Annotated in this window: 24 protein-coding genes; 14 read left to right on the forward strand and 10 right to left on the reverse strand. The window is 62.6% G+C overall.

The window, feature by feature from the left end; all coding sequences use genetic code 11:
- The first annotated feature begins 59 nt into the window (after positions 1 to 59).
- Positions 60 to 338, forward strand: coding sequence for a hypothetical protein (locus GTF44_RS18415; protein ID WP_171562397.1), 279 nt, complete (start codon positions 60 to 62; stop codon positions 336 to 338).
- Here the strand turns inward: GTF44_RS18415 and GTF44_RS18420 are convergent.
- Positions 296 to 763, reverse strand: a complete 468-nt coding sequence (locus GTF44_RS18420) for a low molecular weight protein-tyrosine-phosphatase (RefSeq protein ID WP_171562343.1) — start codon at positions 761 to 763, stop codon at positions 296 to 298. The two genes, GTF44_RS18415 and GTF44_RS18420, sit on opposite strands and share 43 nt — an antisense overlap.
- Positions 764 to 805: 42 nt before the next feature.
- Here GTF44_RS18420 and GTF44_RS18425 point away from each other — a divergent pair, with 42 nt between their 5' ends.
- On the forward strand, positions 806 to 1,498 hold the full coding sequence (locus GTF44_RS18425; protein ID WP_171562346.1) for an NAD-dependent deacylase: 693 nt from the start codon (positions 806 to 808) through the stop codon (positions 1,496 to 1,498).
- A gap of 116 nt (positions 1,499 to 1,614) precedes the next feature.
- On the opposite strand, the gene GTF44_RS18430 is transcribed toward GTF44_RS18425, so the two are convergent.
- The 3 genes from GTF44_RS18430 to rpmB all read right to left on the reverse strand — a co-directional run bounded on the left by GTF44_RS18430 (position 1,615) and on the right by rpmB (position 2,897).
- Entirely contained in the window at positions 1,615 to 2,106 is a 492-nt protein-coding gene (locus GTF44_RS18430; protein ID WP_171562348.1) for a copper chaperone PCu(A)C, read from the reverse strand.
- Positions 2,107 to 2,154: 48 nt separating this feature from the next.
- Positions 2,155 to 2,505 (reverse strand): hypothetical protein, encoded by a 351-nt coding sequence (locus GTF44_RS18435; protein ID WP_171562350.1) that lies wholly within the window; start codon positions 2,503 to 2,505, stop codon positions 2,155 to 2,157.
- A gap of 104 nt (positions 2,506 to 2,609) precedes the next feature.
- A complete protein-coding gene (gene rpmB, locus GTF44_RS18440) occupies positions 2,610 to 2,897 on the reverse strand; it encodes a 50S ribosomal protein L28 (protein WP_145215729.1) in 288 nt (95 codons plus the stop codon).
- A 160-nt stretch (positions 2,898 to 3,057) separates the two neighbouring features.
- Between rpmB and GTF44_RS18445 the strand changes: the two genes are divergently transcribed.
- Positions 3,058 to 3,732 (forward strand): DUF2161 domain-containing phosphodiesterase, encoded by a 675-nt coding sequence (locus GTF44_RS18445; RefSeq protein WP_171562351.1) that lies wholly within the window; start codon positions 3,058 to 3,060, stop codon positions 3,730 to 3,732.
- Here the strand turns inward: GTF44_RS18445 and GTF44_RS18450 are convergent.
- Complete coding sequence (locus GTF44_RS18450) at positions 3,729 to 4,193, reverse strand: MarR family winged helix-turn-helix transcriptional regulator (RefSeq protein ID WP_253261348.1); 465 nt, start codon at positions 4,191 to 4,193, stop codon at positions 3,729 to 3,731. The two genes, GTF44_RS18445 and GTF44_RS18450, sit on opposite strands and share 4 nt — an antisense overlap.
- Positions 4,194 to 4,306: 113 nt before the next feature.
- On the opposite strand from GTF44_RS18450, the gene GTF44_RS18455 reads away from it, so the two are divergent.
- Positions 4,307 to 4,531 (forward strand): hexameric tyrosine-coordinated heme protein, encoded by a 225-nt coding sequence (locus GTF44_RS18455; protein ID WP_145215732.1) that lies wholly within the window; start codon positions 4,307 to 4,309, stop codon positions 4,529 to 4,531.
- Between the two features lie 26 nt (positions 4,532 to 4,557).
- Here the strand turns inward: GTF44_RS18455 and GTF44_RS18460 are convergent, their stop codons facing one another.
- The gene (locus tag GTF44_RS18460; protein WP_171562352.1) at positions 4,558 to 5,232 is read right to left on the reverse strand and encodes an SDR family oxidoreductase; all 675 of its coding nucleotides are present in this window, start codon (positions 5,230 to 5,232) and stop codon (positions 4,558 to 4,560) included.
- A gap of 52 nt (positions 5,233 to 5,284) precedes the next feature.
- Here GTF44_RS18460 and GTF44_RS18465 point away from each other — a divergent pair, with 52 nt between their 5' ends.
- Positions 5,285 to 5,701, forward strand: coding sequence for a secondary thiamine-phosphate synthase enzyme YjbQ (locus tag GTF44_RS18465; protein WP_171562353.1), 417 nt, complete (start codon positions 5,285 to 5,287; stop codon positions 5,699 to 5,701).
- On the opposite strand, the gene GTF44_RS18470 is transcribed toward GTF44_RS18465, so the two are convergent.
- Complete coding sequence (locus GTF44_RS18470) at positions 5,698 to 5,901, reverse strand: dodecin family protein (RefSeq protein WP_145215741.1); 204 nt, start codon at positions 5,899 to 5,901, stop codon at positions 5,698 to 5,700. The genes GTF44_RS18465 and GTF44_RS18470 overlap by 4 nt on opposite strands.
- A gap of 227 nt (positions 5,902 to 6,128) precedes the next feature.
- On the opposite strand from GTF44_RS18470, the gene nrdR reads away from it, so the two are divergent.
- Together nrdR and ribD are read left to right on the forward strand one after the other, a co-directional pair.
- Entirely contained in the window at positions 6,129 to 6,596 is a 468-nt protein-coding gene (gene nrdR, locus GTF44_RS18475; protein WP_171562354.1) for a transcriptional regulator NrdR, read from the forward strand.
- 3 nt (positions 6,597 to 6,599) lie between these two features.
- Positions 6,600 to 7,706, forward strand: coding sequence for a bifunctional diaminohydroxyphosphoribosylaminopyrimidine deaminase/5-amino-6-(5-phosphoribosylamino)uracil reductase RibD (gene ribD, locus GTF44_RS18480; RefSeq protein ID WP_253261349.1), 1,107 nt, complete (start codon positions 6,600 to 6,602; stop codon positions 7,704 to 7,706).
- Here ribD and GTF44_RS18485 read toward each other — a convergent pair.
- The 3 genes from GTF44_RS18485 to GTF44_RS18495 all read right to left on the reverse strand — a co-directional run bounded on the left by GTF44_RS18485 (position 7,703) and on the right by GTF44_RS18495 (position 12,271).
- Positions 7,703 to 9,769 (reverse strand): capsular polysaccharide biosynthesis protein, encoded by a 2,067-nt coding sequence (locus GTF44_RS18485; RefSeq protein ID WP_171562355.1) that lies wholly within the window; start codon positions 9,767 to 9,769, stop codon positions 7,703 to 7,705. The genes ribD and GTF44_RS18485 overlap by 4 nt on opposite strands.
- Before the next feature lie 7 nt (positions 9,770 to 9,776).
- The gene (locus GTF44_RS18490; RefSeq protein ID WP_145215752.1) at positions 9,777 to 10,910 is read right to left on the reverse strand and encodes a polysaccharide biosynthesis/export family protein; all 1,134 of its coding nucleotides are present in this window, start codon (positions 10,908 to 10,910) and stop codon (positions 9,777 to 9,779) included.
- A gap of 86 nt (positions 10,911 to 10,996) precedes the next feature.
- Positions 10,997 to 12,271, reverse strand: a complete 1,275-nt coding sequence (locus GTF44_RS18495; protein ID WP_253261350.1) for a capsule biosynthesis protein — start codon at positions 12,269 to 12,271, stop codon at positions 10,997 to 10,999.
- A gap of 165 nt (positions 12,272 to 12,436) precedes the next feature.
- Here GTF44_RS18495 and GTF44_RS18500 point away from each other — a divergent pair, with 165 nt between their 5' ends.
- From GTF44_RS18500 to GTF44_RS18530, 7 genes are all read left to right on the forward strand, one after another.
- Positions 12,437 to 13,027: a riboflavin synthase gene (locus GTF44_RS18500; RefSeq protein WP_171562356.1), complete on the forward strand. Its 591-nt coding sequence runs from the start codon at positions 12,437 to 12,439 to the stop codon at positions 13,025 to 13,027.
- A complete protein-coding gene (locus tag GTF44_RS18505; protein WP_171562357.1) occupies positions 13,024 to 13,251 on the forward strand; it encodes a hypothetical protein in 228 nt (75 codons plus the stop codon). Before GTF44_RS18500 ends, GTF44_RS18505 begins: the two co-directional genes overlap by 4 nt.
- A complete protein-coding gene (locus tag GTF44_RS18510) occupies positions 13,248 to 13,820 on the forward strand; it encodes a hypothetical protein (protein WP_171562358.1) in 573 nt (190 codons plus the stop codon). The genes GTF44_RS18505 and GTF44_RS18510 overlap by 4 nt, the downstream gene beginning before the upstream one ends.
- Before the next feature lie 108 nt (positions 13,821 to 13,928).
- Positions 13,929 to 15,065 carry a 3,4-dihydroxy-2-butanone-4-phosphate synthase gene (gene ribB / locus GTF44_RS18515; protein WP_171562360.1) on the forward strand — a complete coding sequence of 379 codons (1,137 nt, stop codon included), beginning with the start codon at positions 13,929 to 13,931 and terminating at the stop codon, positions 15,063 to 15,065.
- Positions 15,065 to 15,613, forward strand: coding sequence for a 6,7-dimethyl-8-ribityllumazine synthase (locus GTF44_RS18520; RefSeq protein WP_171562405.1), 549 nt, complete (start codon positions 15,065 to 15,067; stop codon positions 15,611 to 15,613). The genes ribB and GTF44_RS18520 overlap by 1 nt, the downstream gene beginning before the upstream one ends.
- Positions 15,610 to 16,095: a transcription antitermination factor NusB gene (gene nusB, locus GTF44_RS18525; protein ID WP_145215767.1), complete on the forward strand. Its 486-nt coding sequence runs from the start codon at positions 15,610 to 15,612 to the stop codon at positions 16,093 to 16,095. The genes GTF44_RS18520 and nusB overlap by 4 nt, the downstream gene beginning before the upstream one ends.
- An 81-nt stretch (positions 16,096 to 16,176) precedes the next feature.
- Positions 16,177 to 16,719, forward strand: a complete 543-nt coding sequence (locus GTF44_RS18530) for a hypothetical protein (protein WP_171562361.1) — start codon at positions 16,177 to 16,179, stop codon at positions 16,717 to 16,719.
- Positions 16,720 to 16,756 lie beyond the last annotated feature (37 nt).

The raw sequence follows: 16,756 nt of genomic DNA on the forward strand, positions 1-16,756 counted from the left end.
TTTGCGTGCAAGAATGAGGCTTCGAGATGAAGAAATTCGCCCTAGTGGCCGTGGCGCTGATGATGGCCACCGCCCCCATCGCCCCCCCGGTTTCCGCCAATGTGATCGAACGCGCCTGTAATCAGTCGGATCGCCGCGCCGCCAATCGGCAGCTTTGCAACTGTATTGGTACGGTGGCGGATATGACGCTCAACCGGTCGGATCAGCGCCAAGCGGCGCGGTTCTTCTCGGACCCGCAGCGGGCGCAGGACATGCGGACATCGGACCGCGCCAGCGATGAGGCGTTTTGGACCCGCTACCGCTCCTTCGGTGATACTGCTGAGGCGATGTGCGGCTGAGCCGCCCAGGCTTTCGCGCCGATCTCGATCAGATCCAGGGTCTCGTTGAAATCCCGCGTGTAATACGGGTCGGGCACGTCCTCGGGCGTGTCCGGCGAAAGGCTCAGATAAAGGGCCAATTGCGCGTGTGAACCGGCGGGGCGCATGGCGTCGAGATCGCGCAGATTCTTGCGGTCCATCGCTAGGATCAGATCGAAGGCGTTGAAATCATCCGGGCCGATTTGCCGTGCCCGTTGATCCGAAAGGTCGTATCCGCGTTTCAAAGCGGCCGCGATCATCGGGCCATAGGGCGGATCACCGATATGCCAATTGCTGGTCCCCGCGCTGTCGATCTCGATCCCAGGCAGGGTGCTGGCCAGGACGGCTTGGCCCGTCGGGGACCGGCAGATATTTCCCAGGCAGACACATAAGATACGGGTGGTCATCGGCCCCTCCTTTCGGGCAGGTTTGCCATGAAAGGGGCGCAGATGGAACGGATTGTCATTCTGACGGGCGCGGGGGTCTCCGCCGAGAGTGGTCTTGGCACGTTTCGCGACAAGGACGGGCTTTGGACGAAATATGACTTGGCCGAGGTCGCGACGCCCGAAGGGTTCGCCCGAAATCCGGCGCTGGTGCATGATTTCTATAACGCAAGGCGGGCCAATGCGCTGGATGCGGCGCCAAATGCCGCCCATGAGGCGCTGGCGCAGCTGGAGCGGGATTGGCCGGGCGAGGTGTTGTTGGTCACTCAGAATGTGGACGACCTGCATGAACGCGCCGGATCAAACCGGGTGATCCATATGCATGGTGCCCTGACCGGCGCGCTTTGTGCGGCTTGTGGGCACCGATGGCCGGCGCCGCGTGCGATGGCGCCGGAGGGTGCCTGCCCATCCTGCGCCAAACCTGCGACGCGGCCCGACATCGTCTGGTTCGGTGAGATGCCGTATCAGATGGAGGCGATTTACGAGGCGGTGTCCGTGGCGGATCTGTTTGTGTCGATTGGCACCTCGGGCGAGGTCTATCCCGCCGCCGGGCTGGTCGAGGAAGCGCGGATCGCGGGCGCGGAAACGGTGGAGATTAATCTGGAACCAACCCGCAGGCCGGGCCTGTTCGATCAGGTCTTCGCCGGGGCGGCCAGCACGGAGGTGCCTGCCTGGGTCGCGGCGGTGTTGCGGGGCTGAGCCCTGGCCTCGTAGGTGCGGCGCGCCATCGAAGATGGACCATAATGGCACGCCGCTATTCGACCGCTTCTCACAATGGCAGGGACAGAGCCACAGCGGCCGAAATTCCAACCGGATCAGCCGTCGGTGCCGTGGCTCATCGTGCCATGATCCATGCTGCCATGATCCTGGCGTTCCAGGTCGATCGGGATCATCATCGTCACCGGATCGGCATGTTCGAAGGTGATCGTGACTTCGACCTCTTCGCCATGCACAAGCGGGGCTGTCAGGCCCAGGAACATGATGTGATCGCCGCCACGGGCGAGCATATGCGTTTCCCCAGCGGCAATCGAAAAGCCATCTTCGACCTCGACCATGCGCATCACGCCATTGCCGTCTTCGATATGCGTGTGCAGCTCGACCCGCTGAGCGGCGTCGGACGTGGCGGAGATCACGCGGTCATCCATATCGCTATGGTTGGTGATCGCCATAAAGGCCGCGCCGGTTTGCGCCACGGCGCTGGCCGAGCGGGCATAGGCATCTTCAACGATCATATGGGCCTGAACAGTGCCAGGCAAGGTGAGGCCAAGGGTGATGGCGGCGGCAAGCGCCAGCGGTTTGATGGACATGAGATGTCCCTCCATACGTGCAAGTTTTGAAAACTGGGTTGTTGGGTGTCAGGCGAGATTCGCGGGCGGGTCGCGGGCCTGACCTCCGTGCACGGGAGAGGGATGGATCGAGAGCGCGTGTGGCGTCTGCGCCAGGCGGCGCGAGAGTCCGGTTGGTTCTGCGGCGGGACGATCGGTGCTGAGAGCCAGCGCGCCGATGGTGCAATCCGGGCAGACATGCTCGTGCAGGATCGGCTGGCCATCGGGGCCGATGGCGACCGTGACCTGCATACCGCCGAGGCAGAGAATCATCGTGCCATGCACCGCCATATCGCCGCGTGCCAAAGCCATGCTGACGCTGGTGAGCGACAGGATCAGCGCGAGGCTGAGAGCAGTTATGGAGCGGATCATCCGGTGCATGGGCATAGGTCTATGCCGAGCCGGGCGAAAATGGGAAGCGACAAAATGACAGCGGCCCCGCATCGGCGGATGCGGGGCCGTCTATCTTACCAAGATCAAGGCGATTAGGCGTCGGCCTGGGCCTTGGCGATCTCTTTCTTGATTTTCAACGCTTTGGGCGACAGCTCGCTGTCTTTCGCCTTCGCCAGGAACGCGTCGAGGCCACCGCGATGGTCGACGGTGCGCAGCGCGGCATTCGAGATGCGCAGCTTGAAACGGCGATCCAGCGTGTCGGAGCCGAGCGTCACTTCGCTCAGGTTCGGCAAGAAGCGGCGCTTGGTTTTGTTGTTGGCATGGCTGACATTGTTGCCAGTCATCGGACCTTTGCCGGTCAATTCGCAGACGCGAGACATGGGGCTACCCTCGGGTTTCAGAAACGGAAGGGGGCGCGTGACCGTTGTCAGCGCCCCGGAAATCTGAGCGGGGGATAAGGCGAGGGGGGCAAGGTGTCAAGCCGGGAATCGTTGGATTTGCGGCCTGACAGGGGGCGGATGCGCCGATAGGTTGGCGGCGATGGTGAAGGAAACCGAACTCTACCCGCCGGTGAAGGCGTATCTCGAAGCGCAGGGCTATGAGGTCAAGGCCGAAGTCGCGGGTGCCGATGTGGTGGCGCAGCGCGGGTCTGAAGGTGTTGTGATCGTCGAGTTGAAGACTCGGTTTTCGCTGGCGCTGTTTCATCAGGGCGTGGCGCGTTTGGCGGTCAGTGACGTGGTTTATCTCGCGGTGCCGCGGCAGACCGGGCGGGTGTTTCAGAAGGCTTTGGCGGAGAATGTTAAGCTGGCCCGGCGCTTGGGGCTGGGGCTTTTGACGGTGCGGTTGAAAGACGGGTTTGTCGAGGCGCATTGCGACCCGGGCCCCTATGCGCCGCGTATCTCGAAACCGCGCAAGGCCCGGTTGCTGCGCGAGTTTGCCCGCCGGGTTGGAGACCCGAACACGGGCGGCACACGGGGCGGGATCGTGACCGCCTATCGGCAAGATGCGCTGAATTGCGCGGCCTATCTGGCCCGCGAGGGGCCGAGCAAGGGCGCGGTTGTGAAAGCCGCCACGGGCGTCGAGCGGGCGACGACGATCATGCGCGACGATCATTATGGCTGGTTTGAGCGGGTTGAAACCGGCGTCTATGCGCTGACCCCGAAAGGGGCCGAGGGCCTAACGGCGTATAAGCTCGGCGGGGCTGACGGGCCTTAAGGCGGATCGCGCTCGGCCGGTTTGGCGTCTTGCAATCCGTCGCGCAGTTTGACGAGGAGCTTTTGCAGGTCGGTCAACTCGTCTGGCGTCAGGCCGGTCTTGTCGATCATGCAGGCAGTGATGTTGGGCGCTTGCTTCCGCAGGGCATCACTTCTTGCCGTCAGGTGAACAAAGACCTCTCGGCCATCCTTTTTGCCACGGTTGCGGGTCACATGCCCGAGCGCTTCGAGCCGTTTTACAAGCGGTGTCAGCGTGCTTGTCTCCATCTGCAATTGCTGCGCCAACTCGTTGATCTTCTGCCCGTCCCGCTCCCACAGCAAGGTCAGGGTGATGTATTGCGGGTAGGTCAACCCAAGGGCCTTGAGATACGGTGCATATGCGCGGTTGATCGCGTGGGATGCGGTATAAACCGCATGGCAGAACATATCCTCAGCATGAGTTGGAAGTCGGTCGGGTTTCAAACTCGGCTCCATCAGTTTTATATCGCACGCGATATAAGTTCTTGACATGACGCCTTGGGTCATTCAAGCCTCCGCAATATAAGTCGTGCACGATATATATCAGGGAGGCCGATATGTCCTGGCTACCAAGCTTGCTCACCGAAACCCCAGAGAAGGGCTATGATCTGGCGATCATGCTCTCGCGAATGGCGGTCAAGAAGACCCAGCCCGATGATGCCGCGCGTCAACGGATGCGGCCGGATTACGCCAATAACGCAGATAGTTTGACGGCGGCGTCTCATGTCGTGGCAACCAATTTTCAGACCGTCGCGGCGGCCAACAATTATTGGCGCCCATAGACGGGATCACCGCAACTTGCGGCAGGTCACTGCGTTGGCATCAGCACCACCTCGCGCACGGCGTTGCGCGGGTGTGCGTTCAGCGCCAGCATCACCGCCTCGGCCACGTCTTCGGGCTGTAGCTTCTCGGGTTTTGGCGCGTCGAAAAACGGTGTGTCCACCATGCCAGGCGCGATCACGGTGCAGCGTCCGCCCCAATCGGCCATTTCTTCGGCGAGATTGCCCGCAAAGCCGTGCACGAACCATTTTGTGGCACCATAGATCGAGCCTTTGACATGCCGCCGCCCGGCGATCGAGCCGGTCAAGACCATATGGCCCGTGCTCTGACGAAGATAGGGCAGCGCGGCTTTCGCGGTATAGAGCAGCCCCATGATGTTGAGTTGAACCAGGTCGGCCCATTCCGCCGGATCGCCAGCCTCGGTGCCAGGTGCATTCGCCCCCATGCCGGCATTGGCAAAGGCCGCATCGACAGAGCCAAACGCCTCTTGCAGGGCCAGAAGCGCCTGCTCTTGAGTCGCCAGGTCGGTGACATCGCCCGGCAAGGCCAAGGCCGCACCGCCAAGCTCTTCGGCCAAGGCGGCCACTTTGTCGGTGGAGCGGGCCATCAGCCCGACATTCCAGTCAGAGGCAACGGCGGCGCGGGCCGTTGTGGCCCCGATGCCAGTGGACGCACCGGTGATGAAAAGGGTTTTGCGGGTCATGATAAGGCTCCAATGGGTTGCAAGGCGGGCGCGCATGACATGAGATAGCGCCATGCAAACCACGTTTACAGTCCAGACCAAAGGCCCGGGACTCTATGAGTTTACCACCGAAGTTGCGGCCTGGGTGGCGGGGCAGGGTGAGGGCCTGCTGACGCTGTTCATCCGGCACACCTCCGCCAGCCTGTTGATCCAGGAGAACGCCGACCCTGAGGTGCAGACCGATTTGACGGCCTATTTCGACCGGCTGGTGCCGCCGTCTGACGACTCGTCGATGCACTATCTGACCCACACCTATGAAGGCCCTGACGACATGCCAGCGCATATCAAGGCCGCGATGATGCCTGTCTCGCTGCAAATCCCGATCTCGGGCGGTCGGTTGGCCTTGGGCACCTGGCAGGGGATTTATGTGGTGGAGCATCGCCGCCGCCCGCATCGGCGCGATGTGGCCGCGATGCTCCTGAAGGCTTAGTCGTCCAAGACGAAGGTCACCATCAGATTGACCTGATAGTGTTGGATGGTGCCATCGGATACCGACACGCGCTGCTCTTTGACCCAGGCGCTGGTCACATTGCGCAAGGTGGTGTTGGCGCGGGCGATGCCGTCGCGCACGGCGGCCTCGAAGCTGTCGGTGGATGTCGCGGAAATCTCTGTCACGCGGGCGATGCTCATGATCTGTCTCCTGTTGGCTGTTGAAGGGGGGTATTTTACCACTCAAGGCCGCTCCGTTGCGGGTTTTGTGCCGCAGTTTCGCCCCCCAAATCCTGTAGGGGCAATTCGCCTCTACCCAAGCCCTATGCATGCTCCTATAGTGCCTGTGGATAACAGGGCTGAAGACCCTATCAGGCAGAGTTGCGCTCGTCACTCGGGTGCGAAGGGATCAGAAAAGGGGGACGTGGATGCGCTGCCCGTTTTGCGGAAATGTCGATACTCAAGTGAAAGATAGCCGTCCGGCCGAGGATCATGTGGCGATCCGGCGGCGGCGGTTTTGCCCGGCCTGTGGCGGGCGGTTCACCACCTATGAGCGTGTTCAATTGCGCGATCTGGTGGTGATCAAGTCAAACGGTAAGCGCGAGGATTTCGACCGCGACAAGCTGGAACGGTCGATCCGCATCTCGATGCAGAAACGTCCCGTCGAGCCGGAGCGGATCGATCAGATGATCTCTGGCATTGTGCGGCGGTTGGAAAGCATGGGCGAGACCGATATCCCCTCGGGCACGATTGGTGAGATCGTCATGGAAAGCCTGGCCCGGATCGACACGGTGGCCTATGTCCGCTTTGCAAGTGTCTATAAGAATTTTCAGGCGGCTGATGATTTCGAGGAATTCGTGGCGGAGCTGCGCCCGCCCAGCACAACCGAAAGCTAAGCGATGACAACGGGCGAGGATGCCCGCTGGATGCGGCTCGCGCTGTCTTTGGGTGCGCGGGGGTACGGTCGGGTTTGGCCGAACCCGGCGGTTGGTTGTGTGATCGTGAAAGCGGGCCGGGTTCTGGGCCGCGGCTGGACCCAACCCGGTGGCCGACCGCATGCGGAGACGGAGGCTTTGGCGCAAGCCGGCGATGCGGCCCATGGCGCAACGGCCTATGTCAGCTTGGAACCGTGCGCTCATCAGGGGCACACGCCGCCTTGTGTCGAAGCCTTGATTGCAGCGTCGGTCGCGCGGGTGGTGATTGCCATGGCAGACCCCGATCCGCGCGTGGCGGGGAAGGGGATTGCGCGGCTGCAAGACGCCGGGATCGCTGTTACGACCGGCGTTTTGCAAGATCAGGCGGCAGAGGCACATCAGGGCTTTCTCAGCCGTGTCATGCGAGGCCGACCCGCGGTGACCCTAAAGCTTGCCACGTCTTTTGATGGACGGATTGCCACCGCCAGCGGCGAAAGCCAATGGATCACCGGGCCCGAGGCGCGGCGACATGTGCATGGGATGCGGGCGCGCCATGATGCGGTGTTGATTGGTGCGGGCACGGCGCGGGCGGATGACCCGAGCCTCACCGTGCGCGGGTTGGGCATGGCGCATCAGCTGGTGCGCGTGGTGTTGTCGCGACGGCTGGATATTCCGACCGATGGCGCGTTGTGGAATAGCCTGCCCGAGGTGCCGCTCTGGCTGTGTTATGGGGACGCGGCGGACCCGCAGGACAGGATGGCTTGGGCCGCGCGCGGGGCAGGTATGATCCCCTGTAAGGCCGGGCCCGGCGGGCAATTGGACGTGGCGGATGTGATGCAAGCGCTTGGGCGCGAAGGTTTGACCCGGGTGTTCTGTGAAGGTGGCGGGGCGCTGGCGGCGTCCCTGCTGGCGGCCGATTTGGTCGATGATCTTGTCGGGTTCACTGCCGGGATGGTTTTGGGGGCGGAGGGGCAGCCGGCGATCGGCGCGATGGGTGTGGCAGCGCTTGCTGAAGCGCCGCGCTTCACCTTGCGGCGCAGCCAGCCTGTGGGCGCCGATATTCTTCATGAATGGACCCGCGTGGCGCCCTAACGGCTCCCGCGTCGCCAGAGCCACGCTTGACCGGCAAACCAGCCTTGGAGTTTTGCCAAAGCGCGGAGGCTTGGTTTCCGCGCCAGACCCTCGCCCGAAGCGAGCCGATCCACCGCAACTTCGACTGGGCAGGGCAGGCCGGTGACCGGGTCGAGATAGCGCGGATAGGCGATGAGCGTGGCATGGGCCAGCGCGGCGAGTGACGGCTTGGCCTGCCGCCGGGCGGGCACGGGGCCGAGATCATGTGTGAGGCCCCAACCGGCATAAAAGGGTGTGCCCAAGACGGTGACGGGAACCCCGCGCAGGAGCGCCTCGAACCCCAAAAGCGATGTCATCGTCACGACCCGATCCGCGTGGGTCAACAGCGCCACCGGGTCTGTGTCATACGCCACGTGGTCAGCAAGCCGGGCCAAATCCTCCGCCGGGACGGTTCCTTGGCGCAAGCCTGCCTCGACATCGGGATGGGGTTTGTAGATCAGCATCGCCGGTGGGTGCAGGCGTTTGGCGGTTTCCAGAAGGTCAAGATTAGTTCTGACCTCGCCCGCGCCGAGCCGGATCGAGGCATCGTCTTCGACCTGCCCGGGCACCAAGATCACGGGCCGTCCCTCGGGGTCGGGCAGAGCGGGAGGCTGGCCGAGATTGTATTTGCTGAGCCCCAAGGCGGAGAGCCGCGCGATCAGGGCGTCGGCCCGCGCCAGGCGTTTGGCGGGCCAGGTTGCGGCCTCGGCGATCAGGTGTTCCAAGCGACTTTCCCGGGTCGGGTCGTAATAGATGCCGAGATCGTCCCGGACCAGGCTGAGCGGGGGCACAAGATCGGCCCCCAAGCCGCGGGAGCGCAGAAACCCGTCTTCGATCCGGGTCAAGGGGCGGTTGGCGGCGCGGCAGGCGTCGCGGAGCGCGGCGTCTTCGCGCCCGGCCCAGACCATGACCGGCTTTTCGGCGGCAATTGCCGCATCAGGGCTGTCCGCGAAGCTGAGTTTGGTCCCGCTGGCACCATAGAACTGCTGCAGATGTCCGCGTTTCCAGGCCCGCATGCCGACCGCGACATGGCCCTTGCGATCCGCACGCCAAGCGCGGGCCTGGGCTTCCAATGCGCCCAGAACATCCTCAAGCAGGCACAGCCTGTCGTGATAAGGATCGTACCAGTGCGGATAGAGGATCAGCGCCCCGGCGACGAGTTGTGCCCGGGTCAGCGCGCGCTGGCGACGCGGGATCGGCATCCGGTCGTCGCTGAGCCCCCATCCGGCATAGAAGGGTTGGCCGAACACCACGGGTTTGTGGCCCGCAAGGATCGCCTCGAACCCCAACTGGCTGGAGACCGTATAGACCGCGCGCGCACCTTCCATCAGCCGCCAGGGCGAAAGCGCCGCGTCGCAGAGGGTGGCCGTCTCGCCACCATCGCTCTGACCGAAATGCCCGTCGCGATGGCCGGATTGAGTCTCAGGGTGGGTCTTGATCACGATCTGGGCGCCGGGGTGATCCTCCTGCGCCCAATAAAGCATCTCGCGGAATGTGTCGGCATTGGCCCCGCCGAGCCGGATTGAGGCGTCGCCCTTGGTTTGGTCGATCACTAGAACATAGCCCGGCTTTGGCGGCTCCAGCTTAGGATCGACGGCGGCATATTTGGTCAGATGCGCGTCCGCCATCCGGGCCATTGCATCGCGCGCCCGGTCCATCAGCGCCGTGTCATCCAGCGGATGCGTGGCCAGCAGGTGTTCCAGATCCGAGGGCTGGGTGCTGTCGAAATAGGCGCCGCGCCGGTCGATCGTGAGGCCAAGCGGCGGCTCACCGCTGCGCCCCGGATGTAGGGAGCGGAGAAAGGCGTCTTCGACCCGGACCAGATGCGCGCCTGTGGCAGCGGCGGCCTTCTCGCCGCGCGGGGCATAAGGCGAATGGCCCCAAACCAGCACGTCATCCTCCGGCCCGGGTTTGCCGAGTTTCAACTCATAGCCTGCAAGCGTCAGAATGCGGCGCACCCGGGCGTTGGTCAAAAAGCCAGCGTTGAAATGAAACCCCCGCCGGTGGGTGCGTCCGGCGGGGGGCTCTTTGCTCGCTCCGGCCATCGGCCTGTCAGTCGCCGCCGAGGCTGCTGAGCGAGTTGGCCGTGCCAAGTGTACCAGTCAGCGCGTTCAGAGCTTTGCTCCATTGGGTGAACGGCGCTTCGGTTACATAGACAGTGTCGCCATCGCGGATCACGAAATCGCGGGCCTCGAACATGCCGGTCGGCGCGGTCAGGTCCAGCACATAGATCATACGCTGTGCCCCGATCAGATCGCTCCGACCAAGCACTTGGCTGGCAATTTCTTCGGGTTCATTACGAAGCACAAACACGCCGGTCGGATCAGCGAGGCTGGTGTTCAGCCCGCCGACGGTTGCAATGGCCTCGATGGCCGAGATCGTCTGGCTGTCGAAGGGAACGCGGGCTTGCTGCCCCGTGGCGCCAAGCGAGGTGAAGCTTCTGCCATCTTCCTCAACCAAAATGCGATCGCCGCCTCGCATGGCGATATCGAATTGCGGGTTTGAATAGAGGTCTTCGAACCAGATTGTGCCGGTATGGGCGCCCCGAACAACGGTGATTTGCGCGATGTCGGGTTCGACGGAGATGCCGCCGGCGGCAGACAACATACCGGTCAGCGTGCGCGTCGGGCGTTCGATAGGATAGATGCCCTGGCCACCGACGCCGCCCGCGACGGAGACCGTGGCCCCATCGCCCGCCGCGCGGCGGATGAGCACTTGTGGATCGGGGGTTTGTTCATCGAGATTGCGGGTAAGGATTTCACGCAGTTGATTGGGCGTATTGCCCGCGGCCCGGATACGGCCCGCATAGGGGACAAAGATAAATCCGGAACTGTCGACCGTCACCTCGCTGATTGTTGCGGCATTCGATCCGGCGCCGGCCAAAAGCCCGTCTTCGACGTTTTCATAGATGGTGAGATCTAACACATCGCCTGGCCGGATAACCTCGGTCGACACCGCGCCCGCGTTCTGAAACGCCTCGCTGAAGCCAAGCGCGGGGACCACCGCCGTGGCGGCGATGACGCGTTGGTTCACCTCAACAACAAAGGCATCGCCTTCGCGCTGCACCGATCCGGCAAAAATCTCATTCCGTGTCGGCCCGGATCGCGGCAAGCCACAAGACGCAACTATGGATACAACGAGCGATAGCGCGACCAAGCGCGCCCCTCGGGAAGCCAGTGATTTCACAGGTTTGGCTCCTTATTGCCTGAAACTGCCTCAGTTTATTTTTTTGTCACTTTAGCTTATCTGCGCAAACCGCGCTAGTGTTTGGTTTATTTCACGACTTGCAGGTGTTGCCGTGGGGCCGGTCGGCCCGCGTCGAGCGCATCGTAGGGGTCTTCCGGTGAGAGCATCATATCGACCACTTGGCGGAGGAGCTGTCGCCGCCCGCGCGATGAATAGAAGCTGCCGGTGATCTGTGAGGTTTCCAGAAGATAGTGCCGATAATCGCGATAGGCGCGACTGTCGGGGCGGTTAGGATTGGTGAAAAACGCCTCCATCGTCTGCGTCGAGACAAACTCGGGCTTCAGATAAACCGCCGTGCCAAAAGCTTTCAGGGGGAGGCCGCGCCAAAGCGCCTGCTGCGCGGCGGTGGAGTTCACCGTCACCGCGCTGCGAGCATCGTTCAAGAGCCGGGCCAGTTTGCCGCCACGGACATAGTGCACGCGGTCGGTCACCCCATGTTCGGCAGCAAGGCGGCGGATGTCTTGCCGGATCGGCACCCGGCCATCCTCAAGCGGATGGGCCTTGAAAACCAGGTGGTGATGCGCTGGGGCACCTTCGGCAAAGCCTTCGATCAGGACAGCGAGGAAGTCGGCCATCGTGTCAAACGGCCCATGGTCGCGGAAGCTTGCGTCATGTTCGAGTTGCAACAGTGCCAGGTGGTAGGGAAAGCCGCCGGTCTTGATCCGCCAGGTGGCTTGCACCCGATCGAACCAGAGAAATGGCATAAATGTGATCCGGCGCAGATAGAGCCAAAGCTCTCGGCCCACGGTGATGTTGCGATGCGGACGGAAATGCCGATAACGCATATTCAAGAACATCACGAACCAATGGTAGAGCGCGCCATAGAAGATATGCTGCCGCATATCTCCCCATTTTGAAGGCGTGTCGGGCAAATCCAGATCAAGCCGTTTCAGAGCTTTGCGCATTTGGGCTACCGAGGTGCTCATCAGCCGCGAATGCCCGTTCGCGCCGCCGCGTTCATAGGTGATCCAATAGGGGCGGAGATACCCTTCCTCGAAGACATGCACGGTCAGGCCGCGCGCTTTGGCGATGGTTACGGCTTCGGAATGGATCGGTCGGGTATCGCCATAAAGCACCAGATCGGTCACGCCTTTGTCCGCGATCAGGCTTTGCAAATGATCGGGCCAGTCCTCGACCGTGCCAGTATAGGCGATATAGCTCTCCCGGTGATGCCAGAACGCGCTGTCGCCTTGGTTGAAGCCGACGCGCCAGACATCCGCCCCCGCGGCACGCAGCATCCTGCCAAGCCGGTGGAAGAAGGGCCCATGTGGGCCTTGCAAGAACAGAAAAACCTTGTGCAACAGTCACTTTCCCCGAGCAAATGCTCTGATACCGCTTATCGTGTTGAAACAGAGTTGCATAGCGGTCTGGCCTGATGAGGGCGGGTTTTGGTCTGGATTAAGGCGGCCATGGCTTGCCGCCGATGCCCGCGCCCGTTAGGTGAAAAAGGGAAATGGAGGGCGCGTATGTTCACGGGCATCATCACCGATATCGGAACCGTTCAGGCGCTGGAGCATCGTGGCGATCTCAGAGCGCGGATCGGCACCAGCTATGACACGACCGGGATCGATCTGGGCGCTTCGATCTGCTGCGACGGGGTTTGCCTGACGGCGGTGGCGCTTGGCGAAGGCTGGTTCGACGTGGATATCTCTGCCGAGACGGTGTCGAAAACCAATATCGGCACCTGGGCCGAGGGACAGCGGATCAATTTGGAGCGGTCCTTGAAGGTTGGCGATGAGTTGGGCGGCCATATCGTCAGCGGCCATGTGGATGGTGTGGCCGAACTGGTGGGGATGGTGGATGAGGGTGACAGCACCCGGTTGACCTTCCGCGCGCCGGAGGCCTTGGCGAAATTTATCGCGCCAAAAGGCTCGGTGGCGTTGAACGGCACCTCGCTGACCGTGAATGAGGTGGACGGCGCGGAGTTTGGCATCAATGTGATCCCGCATACCAAAGAGGTCACAACCTGGGGCGATGCGGCGGTGGGCGGCCAGATTAATTTGGAGATCGACACGTTGGCCCGCTATGTCGCCCGGCTGCAGGAGTGGGGTGGGTGAAACCGGTTGTCACACTTTCCATCAATGATTGGAGCGAACAGCGGTGTGTCGATATTCTGCAGGCTGCGGCCGGGTTTTTCTGGTCGGAATGCCGCCGCGATCCGGAAGACGCCCATGGCTGGCGGCGTCTGGACCCGCCGCATGGGCCGTTTGCAGAGGAAGCCGAAGCGCTGGATGCGGCGCGTGCGGCAGTGGGATGGACGAGCGAGGAGGTCGCGCGATGAGCGGATTGGGTCATAATGGCGGGCCATCGATGGAACCGGGTTTCGGGTTTCGCAAACATGCCTGGGGCAAGGCGCGGAGAGAGCTGCTGCCGAACCTGCCGCTGCAGATCGTGCGCATCCGGGTGGCGCGGGCCAAACGCTTGGGATTGGACTACAAAACCTATGCCACGATCCGGGCGACCTCGGGGCGGGATATCGTCGGCTTTCTCTTCTCAGGAAACGCCTTGGAGTTGCGGCCACAGCGGATCGCGGTGCCGGAACGGTTGCAAGGCCGACTGGCCGGGCTGGATGGCGCGGCGGAGCGGGTGGTTGCGGTCTATGGGCCGTCGCATCCCCAGGCGGTTCTGGCCGCCAATCCCGGTCTGATTGACATGACGGCCCCGGCGCCCGGTTTCACCGAAAGCTGGGCGGCCATGCGGGACCGGATCAAGGCGACACTTCGCGAGAGCAACTTGCCCGCCGATGGCGTGGTCTTGGTGGCCGCGACAAGCGTGGAGCGCGAATGGTGCGGCGGCGGGCAGATGGCGGGCATCCTAACCGCGGATCGGTTCTTTCAGCCCGCCGCTTAGGGACGCAAACCAGGTTATGACGTCGTGTCCGACGGGTGTTTTGCCGGATCGGCCCCTGGTAAGGTGGCCGCCCCTGGGGTATCTGAGCCTCAACTTGGAGGAACCTGCATGTCTGACCCAATCCCATTCGAACAGCCCGGCCCTGTAGAGCAGGATTGGTCCGATGCGGTATCTTCGGTCGAAGAGATCATCGAAGATGCCCGCAATGGGCGGATGTTCATTCTGGTCGATCACGAGGATCGGGAGAATGAAGGCGATCTGGTGATCCCGGCGCAGATGGCGACGCCGGAGGCGATTAATTTCATGGCGACCCATGGGCGCGGGTTGATTTGCTTGTCGCTGCCCGGCGAGCGGATTGATGCGCTCGGCCTGCCGCTGATGTCGTCTTACAACTCGTCCCGCCATGAGACGGCTTTCACGATTTCGATCGAGGCGCGCGAAGGTGTGTCGACCGGGATTTCGGCCCATGACCGGGCTCGCACCGTGGCTGTGGCGATCGATTCCGGCAAAGGCGCAAGCGATATCGCGACGCCGGGCCATGTCTTCCCGCTCCGCGCCCGCGAAGGCGGCGTGCTGGTGCGTGCGGGGCATACCGAGGCGGCGGTGGATATCTCCCGGCTCGCGGGGCTGAACCCCTCTGGCGTGATCTGCGAGATCATGAATGAAGACGGCTCGATGGCGCGGTTGCCCGATCTGGTCGCGTTCGCGCAGCGGCACAATCTGAAAATCGGCACGATAAGCGATCTGATCGCCTATCGCCGCCGTCACGACAATCTGGTGAAGGTGCGCCAGGAGCAGACCATCGAAAGCGAGTTCGGCGGCGAGTGGACGCTTCGGATTTATACCGACGAGACGCAAGGCGCGGAACATATCGTGCTGATCAAAGGCGACATCACGACACCCGATCCGGTCTTGGTGCGAATGCATGCGTTTGACCCGATGCTGGATGTGATCGGCACGGGCGGCACCGGGCGGGCCGGGGAGTTTGGCGATGCCATGACCCTGATTGCCGAGGAGGGCAGGGGCGTTTTGGTGCTGTTGCGCGATCTGCATATGAAACTGACCGCGGAGCATGAGGTCTCGCCACAGACTTTGCGGCAATACGGGCTTGGGGCGCAGATCCTCTCCTCGCTTGGCCTGTCGGATATGGTGCTTCTGACCAACTCGCCGCAACCGAAAGTGGTGGGGCTTGAAGCCTATGGGCTGAATATTATCGGCACCCGCAAAATCTCGGAGATCGGATGATGGCAGGCCCGTCGCATTACGAATTGCCCCTGCCGGAATTTGACGCGCCGGTGAAAGTGCTGATCGTCATGGCGCCCTATTACAAAGACATCGCCGACGGGCAATTGGCCGGTGCGAAAGCGATGCTGGAGGCCGCTGGCGCAGATTATGAGGTGGTCGAGGTGCCAGGCGCGCTGGAAATCCCGGTCGCCATCGGCATCGCGCATCGGCAGTCGAATTTCGATGGCTATGTGGCGCTTGGCTGCGTCATTCGGGGCGAGACCACGCATTACGACACGGTGTGCGAGGAATCGAACCGGGGCGTGACGATGTTGGGGATGGCCGGGGCCTGTATCGGCAATTGCATCCTGACGGTGGAAAGCCACGAACAGGCGGCTGTGCGCGCCGATCCGGCGCAAATGAACAAAGGCGGCGGCGCGGCGGCGGCGGCGCTGCACCTCATCGCGTTGACGCGGGGCTATGGGAAGCCTAAAGGCGGCGTCGGATTCAAGCCGCGCGGTGAGAGCATTCAGATCGCGGGCGACAGCAAAGGGCCCACGACCGCATGACAGACCCCCGCCCGACTGGGCCAAGCCGAGACGAAAAACGCCAGATGAAATCCGCGGCGCGGCTTTATGCCGTGCAAGCGCTGTTTCAGATGGAGCATTCCGGCCAAAGCGCCGATCTGGTGCGGAAAGAGTTTGAGACCTTCCGGTTCGGCGAAGAGATCGAAGGCGACGCGATGGCCGAGGGCGACGTGGATTTGTTCCGCAAGCTGTTGGACGACGCGGTGGATTGGCAGGCCAAGATCGACCAGATGACCGACCGGGCGCTGGTGGCCAAATGGCCGATTGACCGGATTGACCCGACCTTGCGGGCCCTGTTCCGCGCCGCCGGGGCGGAATTGGTCGAGGGCGCAGCCCCGCCCAAGGTCGTGATCACTGAGTTCGTCGACGTCGCGCGGGCGTTTTTCCCCGAAGGGCGCGAGCCGAAATTCGTGAACGCTGTGCTGGATCATATGGCGCGCGAGGCGAAGCCCGAGGCGTTCTGAGCATCGCGGCCACGGGCCAGAGGTCGCGACAAAGCATCCCGCCGGGCGTCCAGCCGTTCCACAGGGCAAAAGGGCCCCCATATGAATGGGACCGTTGCAGTTGCCGAGGCCTTGCCGATGACCGGAGCATGGAAACGTATCAAAGCCGCCTATCGCTGGTTGGTGGGCGATGAGGATACCTTCGTAGACCTCAGCATGGGGTTTGCGCTGTTCACTGTGTTCTCCAGTGTGATGATGCTGACCGGCCATGACACACCCAAAACCGGGACCTTCGCCTATGTGCATCTGTTGCTGCGGCTTGGCATCATCTTCGGTGCGCTGGCGCTGTGGGATTTCGACGGCGTGAAGGCGGATGTCAAACGGGCTCTCACCCGGGCAAAAGCGTTGCCCCGGACCCGGCCCGGGCATGTGATTGCTTGGCTCAGGGGCTTGCCCGATCATCCTTTGACCTCTGCCTGTGTCCTGTTCACGGCTGTCACGGTTCTGCTCTGCCTCGTGCATATTCTCTTCGTGACGCAGTCTGTTGGTGGGCCGGCGCTCTATCTTGGTCTGATCTGGATGTTTGTGGGGCTCTATGCGGTGCTGCTCGTGTCGTTCGCGCTTAGGCAAGTGGTGCGGCGTTAGGGGTTTGAGTACGCGCGAAAAGGGCCGCCCGGTGTCC

Source organism: Roseobacter sp. HKCCD6576-2, from assembly GCF_013179285.1.
GTDB lineage: Bacteria > Pseudomonadota > Alphaproteobacteria > Rhodobacterales > Rhodobacteraceae > Rhodophyticola > Rhodophyticola oceani.